Genomic DNA, 20,288 nt, shown 5'->3' on the forward strand with positions numbered 1-20,288 from the left:
GGGTGAGACCAGATGACCGCAGCAGGCAGCGACAGCCCCGTGCCGCCCGGCGACGCGGACCCGCTCCCGCGGATCCTCAGCGACACCGCCGCCCTGGCCGCCCTCGACGACGCCCCGGCAGGCGCCCTGTGGCGGCTGGCCGAGCCCGGCCGCCAGCTCGACGCGAACGTCGTGCGCATCCCGCCCGGGCAGCGCGTCGACACCCACCGCGAACCCGACCTGGACGTCCTGCTGCTGGTGCTCGCCGGCAGCGGCACCCTCACCGCCCCCGACGGCACGCACCCCCTCCGGCAGGGCAGCCTGACCTGGCTGCCGCACGGCTCCACCCGCGCCCTCGCCGCCGGCGCCGACGGCCTGACCTACCTGACCGTCCACCGCCGCCGGCCCGGCCTGCGCATCCAGCGGTCCGCCCCCGGCAGCTTCGGCCCGGAACGGGACACGAACCGATAACGACGGACAACGCCCGTCCGGCGGATACGGTCTTGCCCGCTATGAAGATCTCATTCCTGATCCACAACGCCTATGGGATCGGAGGGACGATCACCACCACGTTCAACCTGGCCGCCGCGCTGGCCGGACGGCACGACGTGGAGATCGTCTCCGTCCTGCGGCACCGGGAGCACCCGAACCTCACCCCGGGCCCCGGCGTCGCCCTGCGGGCCCTGGTGGACCTGAGACGGGAACAGGACAACCCCCTGCACGGCAGACCCGCCACCGTCTTCCCGGCCGCCGAGTACCGCTACCACCAGTACAGCGAACTGACGGACCGGCGGATCGCGGAGAGCCTCGCCGCCACCGACGCCGACGTGGTCATCGGCACCAGGCCGGGACTCAACGTGCACCTGGCGCTCCAGGCCCCCGAGCGGGTGGCCCGCATCGGTCAGGAGCACCTGACCCTCGCACACCACTCGCCGCGGCTGCGGACCGCGCTGCGCCGCGCCTACCGCGCCCTCGACGTGGTCACCACGGTCACCGAGGCGGACGCCGAGGCGTACCGGCGCCGCATGCGCCTGCCCGGCGTGCACGTCGAGGCGCTGCCCAACAGCGTGCCCGACCCCGTCCTGCCGCCCGCCGACGGCACCGCGAAACTCGTCGTCGCGGCCGGGCGGCTGGTCCCGGTCAAGCGCTACGACCTGCTCGTCGAGGCGTTCGCCCGGGTCGCCGCGGAGTTCCCCGACTGGCAGCTGCGCATCTACGGCAAGGGCCCGGAACAGGACCGGCTGCGCGCCCTCGTCGAGCAACGGGGCCTGTGGAACAACGTGTTCCTGATGGGTGCCGCCAGCCCCATGGAGGCCGAATGGGTCAAGGGCTCGATCGCCGCGACCGCCGCCGACTTCGAGCCCTTCGGGATGACCCTGGTGGAGGCGATGCGCTGCGGACTGCCCGTGGTCAGCACCGACTGCCCCCACGGCCCGCGCGAGATCATCACCGACGGGGTGGACGGCCGTCTCGTGCCGGTGGGGGACACCGAGTCCTTCGCCGCGGCCCTGCTGGACCTCGTACGGGACGGAGAACGCCGCCGCCGCATGGGCAGGGCCGCCCTCTCCCACGCCGGACGGTACGCCCCGGGACCCGTCGTGGAGCGGGCGGAACGCCTCCTGCGCACGGCGACCGAGGCCCGCGCCGGCGGACGCCGGCCGGCGTCGGCCCGCGGCGGGCTGCACCGGGCCCTCCTCGGTCACGGCCACGCCGCCCGCGACCTCACCCGCACCGCGGCCTCCACCGCGCTGCGCACCCTGCGGAAGGGACACCGATGACCGGCCCGACGCACGACCCCCACCCCCGCGCCGACTGCACGGCCGACGCCGCCGGCCGCCTCACCTGCACGCTGCTCACCCCCGCGCCGGACGGCGCCCGCCTCGCCCTCGTCCGGCGGCCCGGCAAGGGGCGCGCCGAAGGGCCGCCGCACCTGCTCGACCCCGGACCGGCCGACGGCGACGGCCGTCCCACCGCCGTGCTGCCCCCGCTGCCCGCGCTCCGGGAGGGCCGCTGGGACGTGTTCCTGCTGACCGGCCCTGACGGCGCGCGGCTGCGCGTGCGGCCCCGGCTGCGGGACGTGCGGGCCCTCGTCGGCGGCGCCCTGCGCGACCGGCCGGCCCCGGTGGCGGTGCGGGTCCCGTACGCCACCCGGGACGGCTACCTCGCCGTCCGTGCCTGGCTGCGTCCCGCGCACGCGGAGGGCGGCCCGGTCGCGCTGGACGACCGGGCGCTGACCGTCCGGGCCCGGCTGCACGGCGCCGTCCCCGCCGCCGGGGCCGCCGCCGTGCTGCGGCTGCGCGGGCACCCCGGCACCGTCCGCGTCCTGCCGGTGGACGTCGACGGCCCGGACCTCACCTTCACGGCACCCCACCCGCGGCCGGTGCAGGACGGCGACCACGTCTGGGACGTGTTCGTGCGGCCCGCCGAGGACGCCCCGCTCATCCGGGTCGGCCGCCTGCTGGACGACCTCGCGGACCGCAAGCACGTGCACGTGTACCCGAGGGCCGAGTCCGGCGGGGCCGGGGTGCGGCCGTACTACACCGTCGACAACGACCTGTCGGTCGCGGTGACCGGGGCGCCCGGGTGACGGGCCACGGGGCCCGCGCGCCGGGGCCGGTGGCGGGGCGCCCCTTGACCGGGCGCCGTCCGGCGCGGTGGGGTCGGCGCCATGACCGAGTCGCCCCCCGGCCGCCGGCCGCGCACCGCCCTGGCCATGTCCCTGGACGCGGCCGCCGCCGTCCTCGACGCCGAGTCGCTCGCGGCACTCGCCCGCGTCTGCGACCTCGCCCCGCCCCCGGCCCTGGACGACCTGACCACCCCCAGGGCGCGCACGCTGCTCGCCGACACCGAACTGCTCGTCACCGGCTGGGGCTGCCCGCCGCTGGACGCCGCCGTGCTGCGGTCGGCGCCCCGGCTGCGGGCCGTCGTGCACACGGCGGGAAGCGTGCGCGGCCACGTCACCGACGCCTGCTGGGAACGCGGCATCGCGGTGTCCTCCGCCGCCGCGGCCAACGCGGTGCCGGTCGCCGAGTACACGCTCGCCATGATCCTGCTCACCGGCAAGCACGTCCTGGAGTCCGCCCGCGCCTACCGGGCCTCCCGCACCCTCCCGGACGGCCTGCGCACCCCGCGTTCCACGGGCAACCACCGCCGCACGGTCGGCATCCTCTCGGCCTCCCTCGTCGGCCGCCGGGTCATCGCCCTGCTGCGCTCCCACGACGTCGAGGTGCTGCTCCACGACCCGTACGTCGGCGACGACGAGGCCCGCGCCCTCGGCGTGCGACGGGTGGAGGCGCACGAGCTGTTCCGGTCCTGCGACACCGTCAGCGTCCACACCCCGCTGCTGCCCGCGACCCGTGGGCTGGTGAGCCGGGAACTCATCGCCGCGATGCGGCCCGGCGCCGTGCTGGTGAACACCGCGCGCGGCGCCGTCATTGACCAGGAGGCGCTGACCGGGGCCGCGGTCGCCGGGCGGATCCGCGCGGTGCTGGACGTGACTGACCCCGAGCCGCTGCCGCCGGGCCATCCGCTCTGGGAGTGCGACAACGTCCTCATCACGCCGCACGTCGCCGGCGCCGCGGGCAACGAGTGGCGCCGCCTGGCGGATCTCGCGGTCGCCGAGGCCGGACGGTGGGCGGCCGGTGCCGGCTTCCGGCACCCGGTGCGGCGCGAGGACCTGGCCTTCCTCGCCTGAACGGCGCGCGCCGGTCTGTCCCGGAAGGAAACGGGGCGGCGGTGTGGCGCGCGCTCGCGCCGGCCCGGCGCGCACCCGGGCGCGGGGGCCGCCGGCGGGCGGCCGGACGGGAACGCCGCTTCGGTGGGTGAACCGCGGGCCCGTCCAGGGTCAGGACGCGCCGTCCCCGTCCCGCGGGGTGTCCGGCGCGCTGTAGAAGACCGACGAGCCCTGCTTGCTGCGCTGGGCCCGGTTGCGCGCGACGAGCCCCTCGAGCGTGCTGCGCACCACCGTGGTCTTGACGGTGCGTCCGGGACGGGCCGTGCCGAGCGCCTCGGCGATCTCCGCCGCCGACCGCGGTTCCGCCTGGCCGGCCAGGTGCGCCTGGACGAGTTCGACCAGCTTCGGGCCGTCGGCCGCCTTCTTCGCCCGCCCCGCCGGACGTGCGGCCGCCCGGCCCGCCGTGGCGCCCCCGGCCGACGTACCGGAGCCCTTGCGCCCCGTCGTGCGGCGCGTCGCGGACGTGCTCTTCCGGTCCCGCTGCGGCTGCGCGGCGCCCTGCCGGGCGGCCGCTCGCTTGCGGCGTGGGGCCGGGACGGACGCGGCCGCGTCCCCTTCCTTGGCCTCCTTGGCCTCCTTGGCCTCCTTCGTCTCCTCGGCAGTCCTCGCCCCCTTCGCCCCCTTCGCCTCCTTCGCCCCCTTCGCCTCCGACGGCTCGGCGGGGGCCGCGGGCGCCGGGGCCGCCCCCAGGGCCCGGCGCACGCTCAGCAGGACGGCGTGATCGTGCTGAAGCGCCGTCAACTGTTGCTGCAGTGCGGCGATGTCCCCGCTGATACGTTCCTGCTCCGTGATGTTGCGCTCCAGGTCGCTCGCCACCTGGGCGGTGTACTGGGACGTGAGGTCCGTGGCGGCGGTGGTCTCGGACATGGCGGTGTCCCTCCCTCGGGGTCCTGGTAGCCGGTCATGGTACGGCCGGCGGCCGGGACCGGGGGCTGTTCCGGGTGGTCACCGCCCCGTACGGGGTGCGCGGAACGGATGTTCCCCCCAGGGAGGGGGTGTTGCTCCGGTCGGGGCACCGGCCGCGGACCCGCGCGCCGAACCGCGGGATTCCGGCGTGCCGAAGTCAGGCTGACCCCATGGCTTCATCGATCGAGCGTCCCCCGCGCGACCGCCGGGGGCACCGGCCTCCGGCCCGGACCGGGCGGCCGCCGGCCACGGTCCGCGTCCGCGCGCGCCGCCGCCTGCCGTCGGCGGCCGTCGCCCTCGTCGTGACAGCGGTCCTGGCCGGATGCGGTGCCCCCGCCGGCCCGGCCCCGGGTGCCACGCCGACGGGGGGCGCGGCGGCCTCCGGCCCGGCGCCGGCCGCCCCGCCCTCCGTGGCCCCCGCGGCCGGCGCCCCCGGCGGGGCGGGTGCCGCGGCACCCGCCCCGGACCCCTCCCGGCTGCCCGGGCTGGGACCGCAGGCCCTGGCGCAGATCCCCGGGGACACCCGGCAGGTCGTCGTCGTGACCGGCCGGGGCAAGGACTCCTCGCGCTCCGAGGTGGTGCTGCACCGGCGGACCGCCCGCGGATGGCGGGCGGGACCGGCCTGGCCCGCCCACAACGCCCTGCGGGGCTGGACCGACGACCACCGCATGGGCGATCTCCGGTCCCCCATCGGCGTGTTCACCCTGAGCGACGCCGGAGGGCTCCTGCCCGACCCCGGCACCCGTCTGCCGTACGACGAGTCCCCCCGCTTCGCCATCAGCGGCACCGGGTTCGAGGGCGAGCCGCTGGAGGGGTCGTTCGACTACGTCATCGCGATCGACTACAACCGGGAGCCGGGCACCTCCCCGCTGGACCGCACCCGCCCGCTCGGCGCCGACCGGGGCGGCGGGGTCTGGCTGCACGTCGACCACGACGGCCCCACCCAGGGGTGCGTGAGCCTGGGCGAGGAGCACATGAAGGAGCTGCTGCGGGTCCTCGACCCGGACCAGCACCCCGTCGTCGTCATGGGGGACGCCGCCTCGCTGCTGCGGTGACGTGCGGCCGCGGGTGCCCCCGTACGGCGGACACCCTGGTCCGTTCGGGTGGGCACGGCGGGCCCCCGCCGCCGTGCGGCCCGGCGGACCCCCGGCGTCGTCGATCTTGGGCACATGCCCCCGCGCGCCCCCTCCGACCCGCTGCCGAGGTCGCTCGTCGCGGTGACCGCGGTCACCGCCATCGTCGACGCCGTCGCCTTCCTCGGCCTGGGACAGATCTTCACCGCGTTCATGACCGGCAACCTCCTCTTCCTCGGCTTCGCGGCCGCCGGGGGAGAGGGCCTGGAACCGCTCGGTTCCGGCACGGCGGTCGCCGCGTTCGCCGCCGGTGCCGTGGTCGGCAGCCGGCTGGGCGCCGCCATGGCGGCCGACCGGTACCGCCTGTGGCTGTTCACCTCGGCGAGCACCGCGGCCTGCCTGCTGGTCGCGGCGGCCGTCACCGCTCTCGGCCTGGGCCTGGTCGAGCAACGCGATCCGGTGCCGCGGCACCTCGTGGTCATCGCCCTGACGGCGATGGCGATGGGACTGCGCAGCGCCACGATGTGGCGGCTGGGGGCGGTGCTCAACACCACCCTCGTCACCGGCACCCTGGTCACCCTGATCCGGACCTCTCCGGTGGGCGGGGGCGGCGGGGGCGAGCTGCAGCGGTACCGGGCGGCAGGGCTGCTGGCCGTCGTCGTCGGCGCGGCGATCGGCACCCTGCTGCTCCGGCTCGGTCTCTCGGTGGCCCTGCTGGTGGCCGCCGCCGGCGTACTGGGCGGGATGGGCGCCTACGTCGCCAGTCCGGCGTCGCGGCGGCGGTCCGGCGCCTGAGCGGGACCGTCGCCGTCCGGCCGCCCCGCCCGGTCACCGGCGGGTGAGGCGCAGCAGCAGCACGTGCCAGTGGGTCTCGACCGCCCGGGGGTCCGCGGCGGCCCTGGCGCGCAGGCCCTCGGCGAACGCCCCGGCCGCGGCGGACACCTCCGCCTCGGAGCGCTCCGGGCCGAGCGCGCTGAACAGGGACGGTTCGAAGGCGGCCCGGAAGAACTGCGTCACCCCCTCGGCGAAGGCCGGCGCGTCCCCGGTCTCCTGGTAGCGCTCCAGGTGCGGATCGGGCAGGGTCACCAGCTCGTGCTCCTCCACGCGGAGCACCTCCGCCAGCGGCTCCGTGCCCAGCGGGGCGAGGAACTCCTGCGCGGTGCGGTTCCAGGTGGGGATCGTCATGCGGGCGTGCTCGGCGGTCGTGATCAGCCCCTGCCGTGCCAGGTCGCCCAGTACGGCGTCGGCGGCGTCCATCAGGCCCTCGGCGCCGCTGGTGCCGTCGTCGGCGGACGCACCGCCCAGCACGACGAGCTGACCGCCGGACCGCAGCTCCCGCGCCCGGTGGGTCAGGAACGCCTCCCAGTCCTGCCGGGACTGCTGCCGCAGGGCCTCGCGCGCCGCGCCGGTGGCCCGGGAGCTGAAGACGTGGCCCAGGACGGGACCGGGCACCCGGGACAGCCAGTGCACCGCGATCGCGCTCCACGCCAGGTGGAGTTCCGCGGTCGGGAAGAGCGGCTCGTAGAAGGAGCGGGCCTGGGCGCAGGCGTGGACGTCGGGCTCGCGGGCGTAGGAGTCCGGGGAGCCGGTGAGGGTGTCGAACAGAGCGTTGAAGTCGTTCGCCGGGATGTCGGTGTGGACCACCGTCACGGGGGTGCGGGCGCCGGTGCGCGACCGGACGCCCTCGACCACGGCGCGCAGGGGGGCCAGCGAGTTGGTCCCGGCCGCGGCACCCAGGTCGGCGACGCGGAACGGGGAGCCGTCGCGCGGCAGGACCACCGCGTCCAGGGCCCGCTCCAGCAGGGGCATCCCGTGGTCGGCGGCACTGTGCTGCACGCGGGAGTGCCGGGCGTAGCCGTGCCCCATGGCGCCTTCGGCGACGCCGGGGGTGTGCGAACCGGTCATGGGAACCTCGCTCACGCTCTGCCCCTCCCCTCACCCTAATCAGGGCGCGGCGGGCCGCCACCGGTGACGGTTCGCCCCGCCGCGGGCAGGACGCCCGGCGGGGTCTCAGGCGGTGTCGCGGCCGGGCGGCGGCCGGTCGGGTGGCGGACCTGCGGGGGGACGGCCGTCGGGGAGCGGACGACGGCCGGGTGGCGGGAGGTCCGGGAGTCGCTCGGCGGGCCGGGCGGGGGCGGTGTCCCCGGCGGTGAGGTGCTCCAGCACCTCCATCAGCTCCTGGCAGGCGCGTTCCACCGAGCGTCTGGTGTTGTGCTGCTCGGTGATGACCGCCGACAGCAGCAGGGCGGTCAGGGCGATCGCCCCGTTGAACGCCTGGAGGTTCAGCATCACCTCGACGCGGCCCATGCCCCGGAACGGGCCGGTGCCGTCCGTCGCGGCGATGGTGGCCATGACGGAGGCCAGCAGGACGCACAGCATGCTGCCCGCCAGCTGGAAGCGCAGGGCCGCCCAGATCACCAGCGGGTACACCAGGAACAGCAGACTGGCGGGACTGTGCGTGGCGACCGGCACCAGGCAGCCCGCGACGAGCGCCAGCACCACGGCCTCCCTCCACCGGCCCGCGGGCCACGGACGCCGCAGGTGCTGGTGCAGCCGGCGCAGGAGCAGCAGGACCGGGGTGACGATCAGCACCCCCATCGCGTCGCCCACCCACCACGACAGCCACAGCGGCCAGAAGTCCCGCCCGCCGGTGCCGGCCGTCGCGGCCAGCAGGCCGGCCCCGGTGCCGGAGCTGATCAGCATGGCGCCGAACGCGCCCAGGAAGACCAGGGCCAACCCGTCCCGCAGCCGGGCGAGGTCGGTGCGGAAGCCCACCCGGCGCAGCATCAGGTACCCGCACACCGGGGCCGCGGTGTTGCCCGCCACCAGGCCGAGGGCGGAGAGCTCCGGGGAGGTGGTGAGGGAGAGGATGATGCCGAACGCGCCGAGCGCGATGCCCGGCCAGGCCCACAGCCCGTGGACCAGGAGCGCGGCCGTCGCGACACCGGTGGGGGGCCAGATCGGCGTGACGACCGAGTCGTGGATGACCAGTTCGCGCAGCAGCCCCAGCCGTCCCGCGGCGTAGTAGCAGGCGGCGATCGCCAGCGTCCGTACCGTGAAGACGGCGGCTGCCCGCGGATCCAGGCTGGTCGTCACACCAGACATGAGACACCGGCGCCGCCCCGTCTGCGAGGCGGGACCGCGGGGCCCCGCCCTATGGCGGCGCGGCCGGCGGGTCGTGTCCGAGGACCAGCACCGCGGCGTCGTCGTCATGGCCCACCAGTTCCGCGCCCTTGATCACGGCGGCGGCCAGCGCGTCCGCGTCCATGCCGGCGACGGCCGCGACGCCCGCCAGCCGCACCACCTGCTCCAGCCCCTCGTCGAGCGGCATCGACGGCCCCTCCACCACGCCGTCGGTGAGCAGCACGAACACCCCGCCGGTGGTCAGCCGGTGGCGGGTGACGGGGAACGACGCGCCCGGCTGGATACCGAGCGGAGGGCCCCCTTCGTCCTCGGTGACGCCCGACCGGCCGTCCGCCGTGGCCCACACGGCGGGCAGATGACCGGCCCGCGCGCTCTCCAGCAGCCCGCTCGCGGGGTCGAGGCGCAGGAACGTGCAGGTGGCGAAGAGCGGGGAGTTCAGCGACAGCAGCAGATCGTTGGTGCGGGCGAGCAGTTCCCCCGGCTCCCCGGTGACGGAGGCGAGGGCGCGCAGGCCGACGCGGACCTGGCCCATGAAGGCCGCCGCCTCGACGTTGTGCCCCTGCACGTCCCCGATGGACAGGGCGATGCGGCCGTCGGTCATCGGGAAGGCGTCGTACCAGTCGCCGCCGACGTTCAGGCCCTGGTAGGCCGGTGCGTAGCGCACGGCCAGCCGCACCCCCGGGGCGGCCGGCAGGTCCCGCGGCAGCATGCCGCGCTGCAGGGCGACGGCCAGCTCCACCCGGGACCGCTGCTCCTCGGCGTGCGCGCGGGCCTGTGCCGTCAGCCTGCCGAGTCGGGTCAGCAGCTCGTCGCCGTCGTCCGCGGGGCCGGTACGGGACATGGATCACTCACTCACTCGGGGCCGAGGACGGTGATACCGGTGATCGCCCTCCGGGCGAAAGCGTGCACAAGGGGTGAAAGGAGCATAATCGCATCCCGCCGGGGCGAGCCAGTCCGTCCCTGTGCCCCCTGCGCCGGGACGGGCACCGGGGCGACGGCGCCCGTCCCGGACGACGGCACCCCGCCCCCGCCCTGCGGCGAGGGCCCCGGCGGGACGTGCCGTGGCCGGGCGGGAGGGGCGGACGGGAGCGTCGGGCGGGCAGGGCCGGACGGGTGCGGCAGGGCGCGGTCGTCCGGTGCCGGCGGCGCGCCAGGTCTCGTGAACGGCCCGCCTCCGGGCGTGGCGGGGCGCGGCCCCGCCCGCGGTGCGCCCGGGGCGTCACCCGGGCCGTCCTCCGGCGCGCGCCCTCGGGCGGGCCGCCGGGTGAGATGGGCGGGACGGCCGGGACCGGCCGCACCCTGGGGGGAACCGGTGCGGCTGTCTAGGCTGTGCGCATGGAACAGCGGGAGTTCATGCAGCGGGGCGTCGGCATCCTCACCGAGGCCCTGGAGATGCGGCGGCAGCTGCGGGCCGATCCGGACTCGGTCACCAACAGCGGTGCCGTCTCCCGGATGTTGGAGGAGATGCTGCCGCACATCGAGCTCCCGGCCGACGCCGACGCCCGCGAGGTGGCCGACATCGTCACCGCGAAGCTGGGGCCGGCCATCGTGCAGATCACCTCCGCGCTGGCCTTCGCCTTCGTCCAGCTCGCCGAGGTCCACGACGCGGGGCGCACCGACGTGTCCGCCACCGACGTGCTGCGCTCCATCTCCCTGCACTACGCGGCGGAGGCGGGGGAGTAGCGCGTCGGGTCCCGCCCGCTCCGGAGCCGTCGGGCGGGCCGCCTCCGGGCCCGTCACGAGCCGTGTTCCGTGCGCCCGGCCGGGCCGGCGGGGCCGGGCAGGCCGCGTCCCCGGTGCGCCGGCCGGCCGGCTCGTGCATCCCGCCCGTCCCGGGCCCTTGACTCCTTACGCGGCAGTAGCGATATTCGGCCTAACTGAGCGCGGTCATGACAACCCCGGGCGTGCCCGCCGGTCGACCGGCCGTGCCGACCGCCGACGGAGGGACGTGGCCGTGACCATCGTTCGACGCTCCACCGGCAGACGCCGGCCCTTCGCCTTCCTGTCCCTGATCCTGCTCGTCCTGGCCGCCGCCCTCGGTCCCACACCGAGCTCCGCCGCGGACGGCGACTGGTGGGACCCGGCCGCGCGCCCGTCCCCGGACTCGGGGATCGGCGTCACGGGCGAGCCGTTCCGGGGCACCAACTCCGCCGGAGAAGTCCGCGGGTTCGTCGACGCGCACAACCACGTCATGTCCAACGAGGCGTTCGGCGGCCGGCTCATCTGCGGCAAGCCCTTCTCCGACCGGGGCATCGCGGACGCGCTCAAGGACTGTCCCGAGCACTACCCCGACGGTTCGCTCGCCGTCTTCGACTTCATCACCAACGGCGGTGACGGCCGGCACGACCCCGACGGCTGGCCCACCTTCCGGGACTGGCCGGCCCATGACTCCCTGACCCACCAGCAGAACTACTACGCGTGGATCGAGCGCGCCTGGCGCGGCGGACAGCGCGTGATGGTGAACGACCTGGTCACCAACGGCGTGATCTGCTCCGTCTACTTCTTCAAGGACCGCAGCTGCGACGAGATGACCTCCATCCGGCTGCAGGCGAAGCTGACCTACGACATGCAGGACTACGTCGACCGGATGTACGGCGGCCCGGGCAAGGGCTGGTTCCGCGTCGTCACCGACAGCGCGCAGGCCCGCCGGGTCGTCGAGCAGGGCAAGCTGGCCGTGGTGCTGGGGGTGGAGACCTCCGAGCCGTTCGGCTGCAAGCAGGTCCTGGACATCGCGCAGTGCGACCGGGCCGACATCGACGCCGGGCTGGACGAGCTGTACGACCTCGGTGTGCGCAGCATGTTCCTGTGCCACAAGTTCGACAACGCGTTGTGCGGGGTGCGCTTCGACTCGGGCGCGCTCGGCACCGCCATCAACGTCGGCCAGTTCCTGTCGACCGGCACCTTCTGGCGCACCGAGAAGTGCACCGGCCCCCAGCACGACAACCCCATCGGCCTGACCGCCGCGCCCGGGGCGGAGCAGAAGCTCCCCGACGGCGTGGAACTGCCCCGCTACGACGCGGACGCCCAGTGCAACGTCCGGGGGCTCACCGACCTCGGTGAGTACGCGGTGCGCGGCATGATGAAGCGCAACATGATGCTCGAGATCGACCACATGAGCGTCAAGGCCACCGGCCGGGTCCTCGACATCCTGGAGGCCGAGTCCTACCCGGGCGTCATCTCCTCGCACAGCTGGATGGACCTCGACTGGACCGACCGCGTCTACGGACTCGGCGGCTTCGTCGCCCAGTACATGCACGGCTCGGAGAGCTTCGTCGCCGAGGCCGGGCGGACCGGGGCGCTGCGCGAGAAGCACGGCGTCGGCTACGGCTACGGCACCGACATGAACGGCGTCGGCGGCTGGCCCGCGCCCCGGGGCGCCGACGCGCCCGACCCCGTCACCTACCCCTTCCGCAGCGCGGACGGCGGGTCGGTCCTCGACCGGCAGACCACCGGCGAGCGCACCTGGGACCTGAACACCGACGGAGCCGCGCACTACGGGCTGGTGCCGGACTGGATCGAGGACATCCGGCGGGTGGGCGGCCAGGACGTGGTCGACGACCTGTTCCGCGGCGCGGAGTCCTACCTCACCACCTGGGGCGCCTCCGAGGCCCACCGGGCGGGGGTGAACCTCGCCGAGGGCGCGTCCGCCACGGCCTCCTCGTCCGAGTGGAACCCCTTCACCAGCTACGCGGCGGGACGCGCCGTGGACGGCGACCGGGGCACCCGCTGGGCCAGCGACTGGAGCGACGGCCAGTGGCTGCGCATCGACCTGGGCGAGTCCCGGCGGGTCGGGCGCGTCACGCTCGACTGGGAGCGGGCCTACGCCCGTGCCTACCGCATCGAGCTGTCCCCGGACGGCACCGACTGGCGCACCGTCTGGTCCACCACGTCCGGTGACGGCGGCCTGGACACGGCCCGGTTCGAGGCCCAGCGTGCCCGCTACGTGAGGGTGGTGGGCCAGGCCCGGGGCACCCAGTGGGGCTATTCGCTGTACGAGGTCGGCGTGCACGCCGGCTGACGCCGCACCGCCGCGTCCCGCCTCCGGACCGTCCGGGCACGGGCGGCCGGAGACCGCCGGAGGCGGTGCGGCCCGCACGGGCCACGGCCGCCGGGCGGGCGGCCCGCCCGGTCCCCGGCGGCCCGGACCGCGGGACGGCTCCCGTCCGGCCCGGAAGCCGTCGGGCTCCGGGTCACGCCCGGTGGGCGGCCTCCGCGTCCAGCAGGTCCCGCACCGCGTCCAGGGCCTCGGCGCGGTCCTCGGGCACCAGTCCGATGCGGGTCCGGCGGTCGAGCAGGTCCGCCTCGTCGAGGGCGCCCTCGTGGCGCAGCGCCCACAGCAGTTCGGCGCCGGTGACCGGGTGGGAGGCCACCACGCGTGCGCGGAGCCGGGGGTCGTGCGCGCCCAGCGCGTGGACCGCCGGTGCCTCCGTGCCGTAGCGCTGCACCAGGCGGCGCGGCGCGGGCAGGGCCGCCAGGGTGCGCGGCGAGGCGGCGCCCACCAGCGGGAGCGCGGCCGTGCCGGACGGGCCCGCCGGCAGCCGGCGGACGCGCACGGCGGCGTCGACGGCGTCCTGCGCCATCCGCCGGTAGGTGGTCAGCTTGCCGCCCACGACGGTGACCACGCCCTCGGACGAGGTGAGCACCGCGTGCCGCCGCGAGATGTCGGCCGTCCGGGCCGCCGGGCCGCCGCCGGTGTCCAGCAGCGGCCGCAGGCCGGCGAAGGCGCCCACGACGTCGTCCCTGTGCACCGGGACGTCCACGACGGAGCCCAGGACGTCGAGCAGGAAGCCGATGTCCGACTCGGGCGCCTCGGCGACGTCCGGGACGGCCCCCTCCACCGGCTCGTCGGTGAGGCCGACGTAGACCCGGCCGTCGTCCTGGGGCAGGACCAGGACGAAGCGGTTGGACTCCCCGGGGATCGGGATGTGCAGCCCCGCGGGGAGCGGGCCGAGGCAGTCCGGGCGCAGGACGAGGTGGGTGCCGCGCGAGGGCCGGATGCTCAGGCCGTCGACGAGGCCGTCCGCCCAGACGCCGGAGGCGTTGATCACCGCCCGGGCGCGGATCTCGCCCTCCTCGCCGGTGAGTTCGTCGCGCACCCGGGCCCCCGAGCCGGTCAGGGACAGTGCCCTGACCCGGGTCAGGACGACGGCTCCGTGTGCGGCGGCGGTGCGGGCGAGGGCGGTCACCAGGCGGGCGTCGTCGGTGAGCCGGCCGTCCCAGGACAGCAGACCGCCGCGCAGACCGTCGGCGCGCAGGGCGGGAGCCAGATGGCGGGCCTCCACCGCGGAGAGCCGGCGCGGCGGGGGGAGCGTGGCGCGCGCGGTGCGGGCGGCCAGCCGCAGGGTGTCGCCCGCCCGGAACCCGGCCCGCGCCAGGGCCGCCTGACGGTGCGGCACCAGCGGGGTCAGCGGCAGCACGAACGGCTGGGCGCGCACCAGGTGGGGGGCGGTGCGCTCCATCAGCACCCCGCGCTCCACCGCGCTCTCATGGGCCACGTCGAGCTGGCCGGAGGCCAGGTAGCGCAGCCCGCCGTGGATGAGCTTGCTGCTGAAGCGGGAGGTGCCGAAGGCGAGGTCGTGGGCGTCGACGGCGGCCACGCTCAGGCCGCGCGCGGCGGCGTCCAGCGCGACGCCCGCGCCGGTGGCGCCGAGCCCGACGACCAGCACGTCGACGGTGGGGCCGCCCACGGTCCGGGCGAGGTCGTCGGCGCGGCGGCGGGCCGAGAGGGAGGAGCCGGGGGACGGGCCGCTGGGGACGTTCATGGGGTGAGGGTCCTCTCCAGGATGTCGCGCAGCTCCGCGAGGAGTGCCTCGGCGCCGAGGCCGGGGTCGTCCTCGTCGGTCATGGTGCGCAGGGACAGGGCGAACGACTGGACGACCAACAGCAGTGCACGGGCCTGCAGTCCGGGGTTCCCGGCGCGCACCGACCCGTCGGCGTGCCCTGCGCGCAGGTCGTCGGCCAGGAGGCCCAGCAGGGCCTCCTGGCTGGCACCGCGGCGGTCCAGCACGTAGGGCAGCAGCAGTTCCGGGTCGACGTCCACGATCTTGCGGAACAGCGGGTGCTCCCCGAAGGCGCGCACCCCGGCCACCAGTCCGTCGACCATCCGCGCCCGGGCCGGCACGTCCGCGCGCGGCTCGGGGACCACGCCGGTGGCGACGTCGACCCACTCACGGGTCATCAGGTCGCCCACCAGGGACCGCACGTCCGGCCACCGCCGGTACAGCGTCATCCGGGAGACCCCGGCGCGGCGGGCCACGTCGGTCATCGTGGTGCGCCGCACGCCGACGGCCATCACGCAGTCGCGCACGGCGTCGAGGACGGCGTCGTTGTCCGAACGGTTGTGACGAATAGGCGTCATGTGTAACAGTGTAACGCCATGGGAGGCCGTCGGCGACGGCACCGCTGCTCTCGATGCTCGAACCGACCGGTGAGGAACGACCGTCATGGACATGTTGTGGAGTGGCTGGGGCGACCCGGCCAGGGCGACACCGCTGCCGGAGTCGGTGACCGGGCTGCTGCGCGACCTGCTCGGCGTCAAGCCCCACGCCCGGGAACCCCTCGCACTGGAGGACCTGACGGTCCCCGGCTCCCCGCTCGGCCCGGCCGCCCGCCGCGCCCTGGCCGACGCCGTGGGCGAGGACCACGTGCGCACCGACCCGGAGACCCGGATCCGCCACACCCGCGGCAAGTCCACTCCCGACCTGCTGCGCATCCGCGAGGGCGACCTCAGGGACCTCCCCGCCGCCGTGCTGCTCCCGGCCGGACACGACGAGGTCCTCGCGGTGCTGGCGGCCTGCGCCGAACACGGCCTGGCCCTGGTCCCGTTCGGCGGCGGCACCTCCGTCGTCGGCGGTCTCGCCCCGGACGGGCGGCGCCCCGTCGTCGCCCTCGACCTGCGCCGCATGGACCGGCTGACCGGCCTCGACCCCGTCTCGCGCACCGCGACCCTCCAGGCCGGGTTGCGGGCCCCGCAGGCCGAGGCGCTGCTCGCCGCCGAGGGCTTCACCCTGGGCCACTTCCCCCAGTCCTACGAGTGGGCGACCATCGGCGGATTCGCCGCCACCCGCTCCAGCGGCCAGGCCTCCGCCGGCTACGGCCGCTTCGACGAGATGGTGCTGTCCCTGACGCTCGCCACACCGAGGGGGACCCTCGACACCGGCCGCGCCCCCCGCTCGGCCGCCGGTCCCGACCTGCGTCAGCTCGTGCTCGGCTCCGAGGGCGCCTTCGGCGTCATCACCGCGGTCACCGTACGCATCCGGCCGCTGCCCGAGACCCGCGTCTACGAGGGCTGGCGCTTCGCCTCCTTCGACGAGGGCGCCGCCGCACTGCGCCACCTCGCCCAGGACGGACCCCGCCCGACGGTGCTGCGCCTGTCCGACGAGACCGAGACCCTGATCGGTCTCGCCCAGCCCGACGCCATCGGCGCCGGCGTGCAGGAGTCGTCGGCCGGCTGCCTCGCCGTCGTGGGCCACGAGGGCACCGCCGAGGACACCGCCCACCGCAGGCAGGGCGCGGCCGCCGTCCTGCGCGCCCACGGCGGCACGCCGCTGGGGGAGGAGCCCGGACAGCGCTGGGAGGGCGGCCGCTACTCGGCCCCCTACCTGCGCGACGCCCTCCTCGACGTCGGGGCGTTCGCCGAGACGCTGGAGACCGCCACCTTCTGGTCCCGCATCCCCGAGCTGTACGCCGCCGTCCGTGAGGCGCTCACCGGGACCCTCACCGCCGCCGGGACCCCGCCCCTGGTCATGTGCCACATCTCGCACGTCTACGAGAACGGTGCCTCGCTCTACTTCACCGTCGTCTCCGCCCAGGGCGACGACGCGGTGGCGCACTGGACGCGCGCCAAGCACGCAGCCAACGAGGCGATCCTCGCCGCCGGGGGCACCATCAGCCACCATCACGGCGTCGGCACCGATCACCGGGACTGGTATCTGCGCGAGATCGGCCCCCTCGGCGCCGGGGCCCTGGACGCCGTGAAGCGGCACCTTGACCCCGCCGGACTGCTCAGCCCCGGCGTGCTCCTGCCCGCCGGTGACTGAGTCGTCCGCGCCGGACCCCGCCCCCTCCTCCCTCTCCCCTCGGCCCGCCGGAGGCAGCCCCATGCGACAGTTCACCGCCGTCGTCAACCCCACCGCGGGCGGTGCGACCGGCGCCGCCTCGCTGATCGCCCTGGCGCGGCTGCTCCGGGAGGCGGGCGCCGACCTGCGGACCGAGTACAGCCGGAGCCTCGTCCACGCCGGCGAGGTGGCCCGCGCGGCGGGGGAGCAGGGGCGGGTGGTCCTGGCCGTCGGCGGGGACGGCATCGCCGGGTGCGTCGGCGGTGCCCTCAGCGGGACGGGAGCCACGCTCGGCCTGGTGCCCGCCGGGCGGGGCAACGACTTCGCCCGGGCCCTCGGCCTGCCCACCGACCCCGGGGAGCTGGCGCGGATCCTGCTCACGGGGGAGCCCCGGCCCGTCGACACCGTCGAGGTGACGTCGGCCGTCCACGAACGCACGGTGGTCCTCGGCAGCGTCTACGCGGGCGTCGACGCCCTGGCGAACCGGTACGCCAACCGCTCCAGGCTGCTGCGCGGCGCGGCCTCGTACTACGCCGGCGGGCTGCGCGCCGTCGCCTCCTGGCGGGCGGCCCGCTACCGCGTGACCGTGGACGGCGTGGAGCACGCGCACACCGGCTACACGGTCGTCGCCGCCAACTCCGGCTACTACGGCTCCGGTCGTCTCATCGCACCGGACGCCCGCGTCGACGACGGACTGCTGGACGTCGTGATGATCGAGGAGGCGCCCCGGCGGCTGTTCTTCGCCCTGATGAAGGAGCTGGAGACCGGGGCCCACGTCCACCGCCCGCAGGTGAGGGTCCTGCGCGGGCGCGAGGTCCGCATCGAGGCGGACCGCGAGGTCCCCTACGGCACCGACGGCGAGGTCGAGGCCGTCCTCCCCGTCACCGCCCGGGTCCTGCCCGGGGCCCTGCGCGTGCTGGGCTGAGGGGAGGGCCGGGGAGAGGCTGAAGGGAGAGGCTGAAGGGGGAGGGGGAAGGGGGGAGGGGAGGGGACGCGGGGAGGGTGCAGGCCGTGCGCCGCCCACCGCCCTCCGCGTGCGGACACGGGCGGATGGTGCGGGGCACCCTCCGCCCGCGCCCGTCGCGGCGGGCTCCCGTCGCCTCCTCACGCCTCCGTTCCGTGGTAGCGCTGCGCCAGCCGGGCGAGCGCGACCGCGCCCAGCAGCAGCCCGAAGTCCCGCAGTGCGACGTCGTAGTGGTCCGGGATGGTCAGCAGGTCGATGATGATGCCGGCCAGCCAGCCGGCGACCAGCCAGCCCCCGAAACGCGGTGCCACGGCCACGACGGCACCGGCCAGGATCTCGATCACTCCCACCATGTACATGGCTGCCTGGGCGTCGCCCGGCACGAGGCCGTCGATCCACGGGGCGAGGTACCCGGGCCAGTCGACGAGCAGATTCGCGAACTTGTCCAGCCCGAACAGGATCGGCGCCACCGTGAAGCCCGTCCGCAGGATCACGTACGCCTGGTAGCCGGGGTCGGCGAGCTGTGCCCGCCGGGTGCCGACCGTGTTCTTGCTGGTGGTCGTGGAGGCCATGGCCCCTCCTTCTATCTACAAGGTTCATTGTTTATAGAAGACCTCCGGTCGTTCTTTAGTCAAGAGCCGTGGGTTTTACACTGGTGTTCGTGGACCACACGGACGAAGGACGCGACCCGGACGTCTCCGCCATCGCCGCGCTCGGCGAACCCACCCGCCGGAGGCTCTACGACTACGTGGTGCGCAGCCCGGACCCGGTCGGCCGGGACGAGGCCGCGGCCGACCTCGGGCTGGCCCGGCAGACCGCCGCCTTCCACCTCGACCGGCTCGCCGACGAGTCGCTGCTCGACGTGGTCTACGAGCGCCGCAGCGGCCGTACCGGGCCCGGCGCCGGCCGGCCCGCGAAGCTCTACCGGCGGTCCGCGCGCCAGATCGCGGTCAGCCTCCCCGACCGGCGCTACGAACTGGCCGGACGGCTCCTCGCCCGTGCCGTGGAGGAGTCCGGCGCCACCGGAGAACCGGTCCGCGACGTGCTGCACCGCGAAGCGCGGGAACTGGGGGCCCGCATCGGCGGGGACGACGCGGGGACGGACGTGGTGCGGGTGCTGGAGCGCTACGGCTTCGAGCCCCGGCGCGAGGACGGCGGCGTCGTCCTGGGCAACTGTCCCTTCCACGCCCTGGCCCGCGAGCACACCCGGACGGTGTGCGGGATGAACCTGCATCTGCTCGGCGGCATCCTGGAAGGACTGCGCGAAACCGGCTACACCGCCTGCCTGGACCCCGAGACGGGCCGTTGCTGCGTCCGCCTGGAGCCCGCCGCCTAGTATCTGCCGAGCCTGGACCTCCCGGCCCGCGACAGCTCAACGGGTCGGCACAGACGCCGAGTTCGCGCGGTTCCAGGGCGCGCTTTGAGGCGTCCCCCCGCGCGCGAGCGTGAGGCTCGTGAAGGGTGATGACGGCGGCTGGGGCCGGACGGCCCGTCCGGCCCCGGCCCGTCGGCCCCGGCCCGTCGGCCCCGGCCCGTCGGCCCAGCCCTGTCGGCCCCCCGGTCTCAACCTCCCCCTCCCGTCGGGCCGGTGGCCCGGACGGCGCGCGGAGCCACGTTGACGGGACGTCCGGCGGCCGGGGGAGCGGGCCCATCTCGGCCCGGGTGTGGGCCTGTTGTCAGTGGGCAACCGCACAATGATCGGAAAAGGAGATCAACACCTGCGTTCTGCTGGGTAGACGGTCTCGAGTCCCGGCTCCGGAAAGGCTCTGCTGATGCTCTCCACCGTCGACCAGACCGCGCGCGTCGTCGCCCTCCCGGCCCCCCGCACCCGGCCCTCCCGCACCGCCGCCGCACGGACCGGCTCCTCCCGGCCCAGCGGTTCCGCCGGGGCGCCGGGATCCGACGTGCTGCGGATCGTCTCCGACCCGCGCACCCCCACCTATGTGAGCGTGCACGCCAACGGCCGCCGCCGCTACAGCTACTGGCGCCCGATCGACTCCACCACCGGGCTCGGCGGCTGCTACGTCGCGCTGCCCACGGAGGAGTGCGACGCCCTGCACGCCGCCGGCCGGATCACCCTCGGCGACCCCGTGGTCGACCCGCACCGCACGACCTACCGCGTTCGGGCCGCCGTCCGTACGCCCGCCACCACCACTCGCCCGGCGGACCGGTCCGCCGTGCCGCCGCAGATCCTGGTGCGCCGGCGCGCCCGCGTCGCTTGACGCGCCGTCGGCCGCCCCGGAGCCGCCCGGCCGGTGGACTGCGGCGCTCGCGCCCCGTCTTCAACCCCCGTGCACCGCAGGCCCCTTCACCGGCAGCCCCGTCGACGCGCCCCGGAGCGGCGCCGGATGAAGTTTCCGCCGCACCAGGTGTCATGGTCCCGCCCATCGCGGGCATCCGAACTCCATCCGCAGTCACCGGAGTACGGATCG

The 20,288-nt window shown here is 75.9% G+C and carries 19 protein-coding genes; 12 read left to right on the top strand and 7 right to left on the bottom strand.

The genetic code is table 11. The features are described 5' to 3' along the window. Positions 1–12 precede the first annotated feature (12 nt). The 4 genes from ACSU53_RS29190 to ACSU53_RS29205 all read left to right on the top strand — a co-directional run bounded on the left by ACSU53_RS29190 (position 13) and on the right by ACSU53_RS29205 (position 3,673). Entirely contained in the window at positions 13–450 is a 438-nt protein-coding gene (locus tag ACSU53_RS29190) for an AraC family ligand binding domain-containing protein (RefSeq protein ID WP_437032593.1), read from the top strand. Between the two features lie 41 nt (positions 451–491). Next, positions 492–1,757 (top strand): glycosyltransferase family 4 protein, encoded by a 1,266-nt coding sequence (locus ACSU53_RS29195; RefSeq protein ID WP_437032595.1) that lies wholly within the window; start codon positions 492–494, stop codon positions 1,755–1,757. Beyond that, positions 1,754–2,566, top strand: a complete 813-nt coding sequence (locus tag ACSU53_RS29200; protein WP_437032596.1) for a transferase — start codon at positions 1,754–1,756, stop codon at positions 2,564–2,566. Before ACSU53_RS29195 ends, ACSU53_RS29200 begins: the two co-directional genes overlap by 4 nt. An 81-nt stretch (positions 2,567–2,647) precedes the next feature. Next, positions 2,648–3,673, top strand: a complete 1,026-nt coding sequence (locus ACSU53_RS29205; protein ID WP_437032598.1) for a hydroxyacid dehydrogenase — start codon at positions 2,648–2,650, stop codon at positions 3,671–3,673. A gap of 150 nt (positions 3,674–3,823) precedes the next feature. Here ACSU53_RS29205 and ACSU53_RS29210 read toward each other — a convergent pair whose 3' ends face one another. Next, a complete protein-coding gene (locus ACSU53_RS29210; RefSeq protein ID WP_437032600.1) occupies positions 3,824–4,579 on the bottom strand; it encodes a hypothetical protein in 756 nt (251 codons plus the stop codon). Positions 4,580–4,788: 209 nt separating this feature from the next. Here ACSU53_RS29210 and ACSU53_RS29215 point away from each other — a divergent pair, with 209 nt between their 5' ends. Both ACSU53_RS29215 and ACSU53_RS29220 read left to right on the top strand, forming a co-directional pair. Next, positions 4,789–5,673, top strand: a complete 885-nt coding sequence (locus ACSU53_RS29215; RefSeq protein WP_437032601.1) for a L,D-transpeptidase family protein — start codon at positions 4,789–4,791, stop codon at positions 5,671–5,673. A 114-nt stretch (positions 5,674–5,787) separates the two neighbouring features. Further along, a complete protein-coding gene (locus ACSU53_RS29220) occupies positions 5,788–6,486 on the top strand; it encodes a YoaK family protein (protein ID WP_437032603.1) in 699 nt (232 codons plus the stop codon). 33 nt (positions 6,487–6,519) lie between these two features. Here ACSU53_RS29220 and ACSU53_RS29225 read toward each other — a convergent pair whose 3' ends face one another. The 3 genes from ACSU53_RS29225 to ACSU53_RS29235 form a co-directional block, all read right to left on the bottom strand. Then, positions 6,520–7,611 (bottom strand): hypothetical protein, encoded by a 1,092-nt coding sequence (locus ACSU53_RS29225; protein WP_437032605.1) that lies wholly within the window; start codon positions 7,609–7,611, stop codon positions 6,520–6,522. A gap of 90 nt (positions 7,612–7,701) precedes the next feature. Continuing rightward, positions 7,702–8,796 (bottom strand): MASE1 domain-containing protein, encoded by a 1,095-nt coding sequence (locus tag ACSU53_RS29230; protein WP_437032606.1) that lies wholly within the window; start codon positions 8,794–8,796, stop codon positions 7,702–7,704. A gap of 49 nt (positions 8,797–8,845) precedes the next feature. Next, positions 8,846–9,676, bottom strand: a complete 831-nt coding sequence (locus ACSU53_RS29235) for a PP2C family protein-serine/threonine phosphatase (RefSeq protein WP_437032608.1) — start codon at positions 9,674–9,676, stop codon at positions 8,846–8,848. A gap of 494 nt (positions 9,677–10,170) precedes the next feature. Here ACSU53_RS29235 and ACSU53_RS29240 point away from each other — a divergent pair, with 494 nt between their 5' ends. Together ACSU53_RS29240 and ACSU53_RS29245 are read left to right on the top strand one after the other, a co-directional pair. Then, positions 10,171–10,518, top strand: a complete 348-nt coding sequence (locus ACSU53_RS29240; RefSeq protein ID WP_437032609.1) for a hypothetical protein — start codon at positions 10,171–10,173, stop codon at positions 10,516–10,518. Between the two features lie 271 nt (positions 10,519–10,789). Further along, positions 10,790–12,853: a galactose-binding domain-containing protein gene (locus ACSU53_RS29245; RefSeq protein WP_437032611.1), complete on the top strand. Its 2,064-nt coding sequence runs from the start codon at positions 10,790–10,792 to the stop codon at positions 12,851–12,853. Between the two features lie 172 nt (positions 12,854–13,025). On the opposite strand, the gene ACSU53_RS29250 is transcribed toward ACSU53_RS29245, so the two are convergent. Next, a complete protein-coding gene (locus ACSU53_RS29250) occupies positions 13,026–14,597 on the bottom strand; it encodes a glycerol-3-phosphate dehydrogenase/oxidase (protein WP_437032614.1) in 1,572 nt (523 codons plus the stop codon). Further along, positions 14,594–15,193, bottom strand: coding sequence for a TetR/AcrR family transcriptional regulator (locus ACSU53_RS29255; protein ID WP_437032615.1), 600 nt, complete (start codon positions 15,191–15,193; stop codon positions 14,594–14,596). The genes ACSU53_RS29250 and ACSU53_RS29255 overlap by 4 nt, the downstream gene beginning before the upstream one ends. Positions 15,194–15,278: 85 nt before the next feature. Between ACSU53_RS29255 and ACSU53_RS29260 the strand changes: the two genes are divergently transcribed. Continuing rightward, the gene (locus tag ACSU53_RS29260) at positions 15,279–16,874 is read left to right on the top strand and encodes an FAD-binding oxidoreductase (protein WP_437032617.1); all 1,596 of its coding nucleotides are present in this window, start codon (positions 15,279–15,281) and stop codon (positions 16,872–16,874) included. Positions 16,875–16,935: 61 nt separating this feature from the next. Further along, the gene (locus ACSU53_RS29265) at positions 16,936–17,817 is read left to right on the top strand and encodes a diacylglycerol/lipid kinase family protein (RefSeq protein WP_437032619.1); all 882 of its coding nucleotides are present in this window, start codon (positions 16,936–16,938) and stop codon (positions 17,815–17,817) included. Positions 17,818–17,996: 179 nt separating this feature from the next. On the opposite strand, the gene ACSU53_RS29270 is transcribed toward ACSU53_RS29265, so the two are convergent. Next, positions 17,997–18,428: a hypothetical protein gene (locus tag ACSU53_RS29270; RefSeq protein ID WP_437032621.1), complete on the bottom strand. Its 432-nt coding sequence runs from the start codon at positions 18,426–18,428 to the stop codon at positions 17,997–17,999. An 83-nt stretch (positions 18,429–18,511) separates the two neighbouring features. Here ACSU53_RS29270 and ACSU53_RS29275 point away from each other — a divergent pair, with 83 nt between their 5' ends. Further along, on the top strand, positions 18,512–19,192 hold the full coding sequence (locus ACSU53_RS29275; protein WP_437033473.1) for a helix-turn-helix transcriptional regulator: 681 nt from the start codon (positions 18,512–18,514) through the stop codon (positions 19,190–19,192). 436 nt (positions 19,193–19,628) lie between these two features. Continuing rightward, the gene (locus ACSU53_RS29280; protein ID WP_437032623.1) at positions 19,629–20,078 is read left to right on the top strand and encodes a hypothetical protein; all 450 of its coding nucleotides are present in this window, start codon (positions 19,629–19,631) and stop codon (positions 20,076–20,078) included. The last annotated feature ends 210 nt before the right edge of the window (positions 20,079–20,288 follow it).

The organism is Streptomyces sp. enrichment culture (assembly GCF_964273255.1).
In the GTDB taxonomy this organism is placed as follows: domain Bacteria; phylum Actinomycetota; class Actinomycetes; order Streptomycetales; family Streptomycetaceae; genus Streptomyces.

Coding starts and splice junctions, on each gene's coding strand:
- ACSU53_RS29230 (WP_437032606.1), bottom strand. CDS start 8,796: ATGTCTGGTGTGACGACCAGCCTGGATCCGCGGGCAGCCGCCGTCTTC.
- ACSU53_RS29240 (WP_437032609.1), top strand. CDS start 10,171: ATGGAACAGCGGGAGTTCATGCAGCGGGGCGTCGGCATCCTCACCGAG.
- ACSU53_RS29265 (WP_437032619.1), top strand. CDS start 16,936: ATGCGACAGTTCACCGCCGTCGTCAACCCCACCGCGGGCGGTGCGACC.
- ACSU53_RS29190 (WP_437032593.1), top strand. CDS start 13: ATGACCGCAGCAGGCAGCGACAGCCCCGTGCCGCCCGGCGACGCGGAC.
- ACSU53_RS29200 (WP_437032596.1), top strand. CDS start 1,754: ATGACCGGCCCGACGCACGACCCCCACCCCCGCGCCGACTGCACGGCC.
- ACSU53_RS29250 (WP_437032614.1), bottom strand. CDS start 14,597: ATGAACGTCCCCAGCGGCCCGTCCCCCGGCTCCTCCCTCTCGGCCCGC.
- ACSU53_RS29220 (WP_437032603.1), top strand. CDS start 5,788: ATGCCCCCGCGCGCCCCCTCCGACCCGCTGCCGAGGTCGCTCGTCGCG.
- ACSU53_RS29195 (WP_437032595.1), top strand. CDS start 492: ATGAAGATCTCATTCCTGATCCACAACGCCTATGGGATCGGAGGGACG.
- ACSU53_RS29270 (WP_437032621.1), bottom strand. CDS start 18,428: ATGGCCTCCACGACCACCAGCAAGAACACGGTCGGCACCCGGCGGGCA.
- ACSU53_RS29280 (WP_437032623.1), top strand. CDS start 19,629: ATGCTCTCCACCGTCGACCAGACCGCGCGCGTCGTCGCCCTCCCGGCC.
- ACSU53_RS29210 (WP_437032600.1), bottom strand. CDS start 4,579: ATGTCCGAGACCACCGCCGCCACGGACCTCACGTCCCAGTACACCGCC.
- ACSU53_RS29235 (WP_437032608.1), bottom strand. CDS start 9,676: ATGTCCCGTACCGGCCCCGCGGACGACGGCGACGAGCTGCTGACCCGA.
- ACSU53_RS29205 (WP_437032598.1), top strand. CDS start 2,648: ATGACCGAGTCGCCCCCCGGCCGCCGGCCGCGCACCGCCCTGGCCATG.
- ACSU53_RS29260 (WP_437032617.1), top strand. CDS start 15,279: ATGGACATGTTGTGGAGTGGCTGGGGCGACCCGGCCAGGGCGACACCG.
- ACSU53_RS29255 (WP_437032615.1), bottom strand. CDS start 15,193: ATGACGCCTATTCGTCACAACCGTTCGGACAACGACGCCGTCCTCGAC.
- ACSU53_RS29215 (WP_437032601.1), top strand. CDS start 4,789: ATGGCTTCATCGATCGAGCGTCCCCCGCGCGACCGCCGGGGGCACCGG.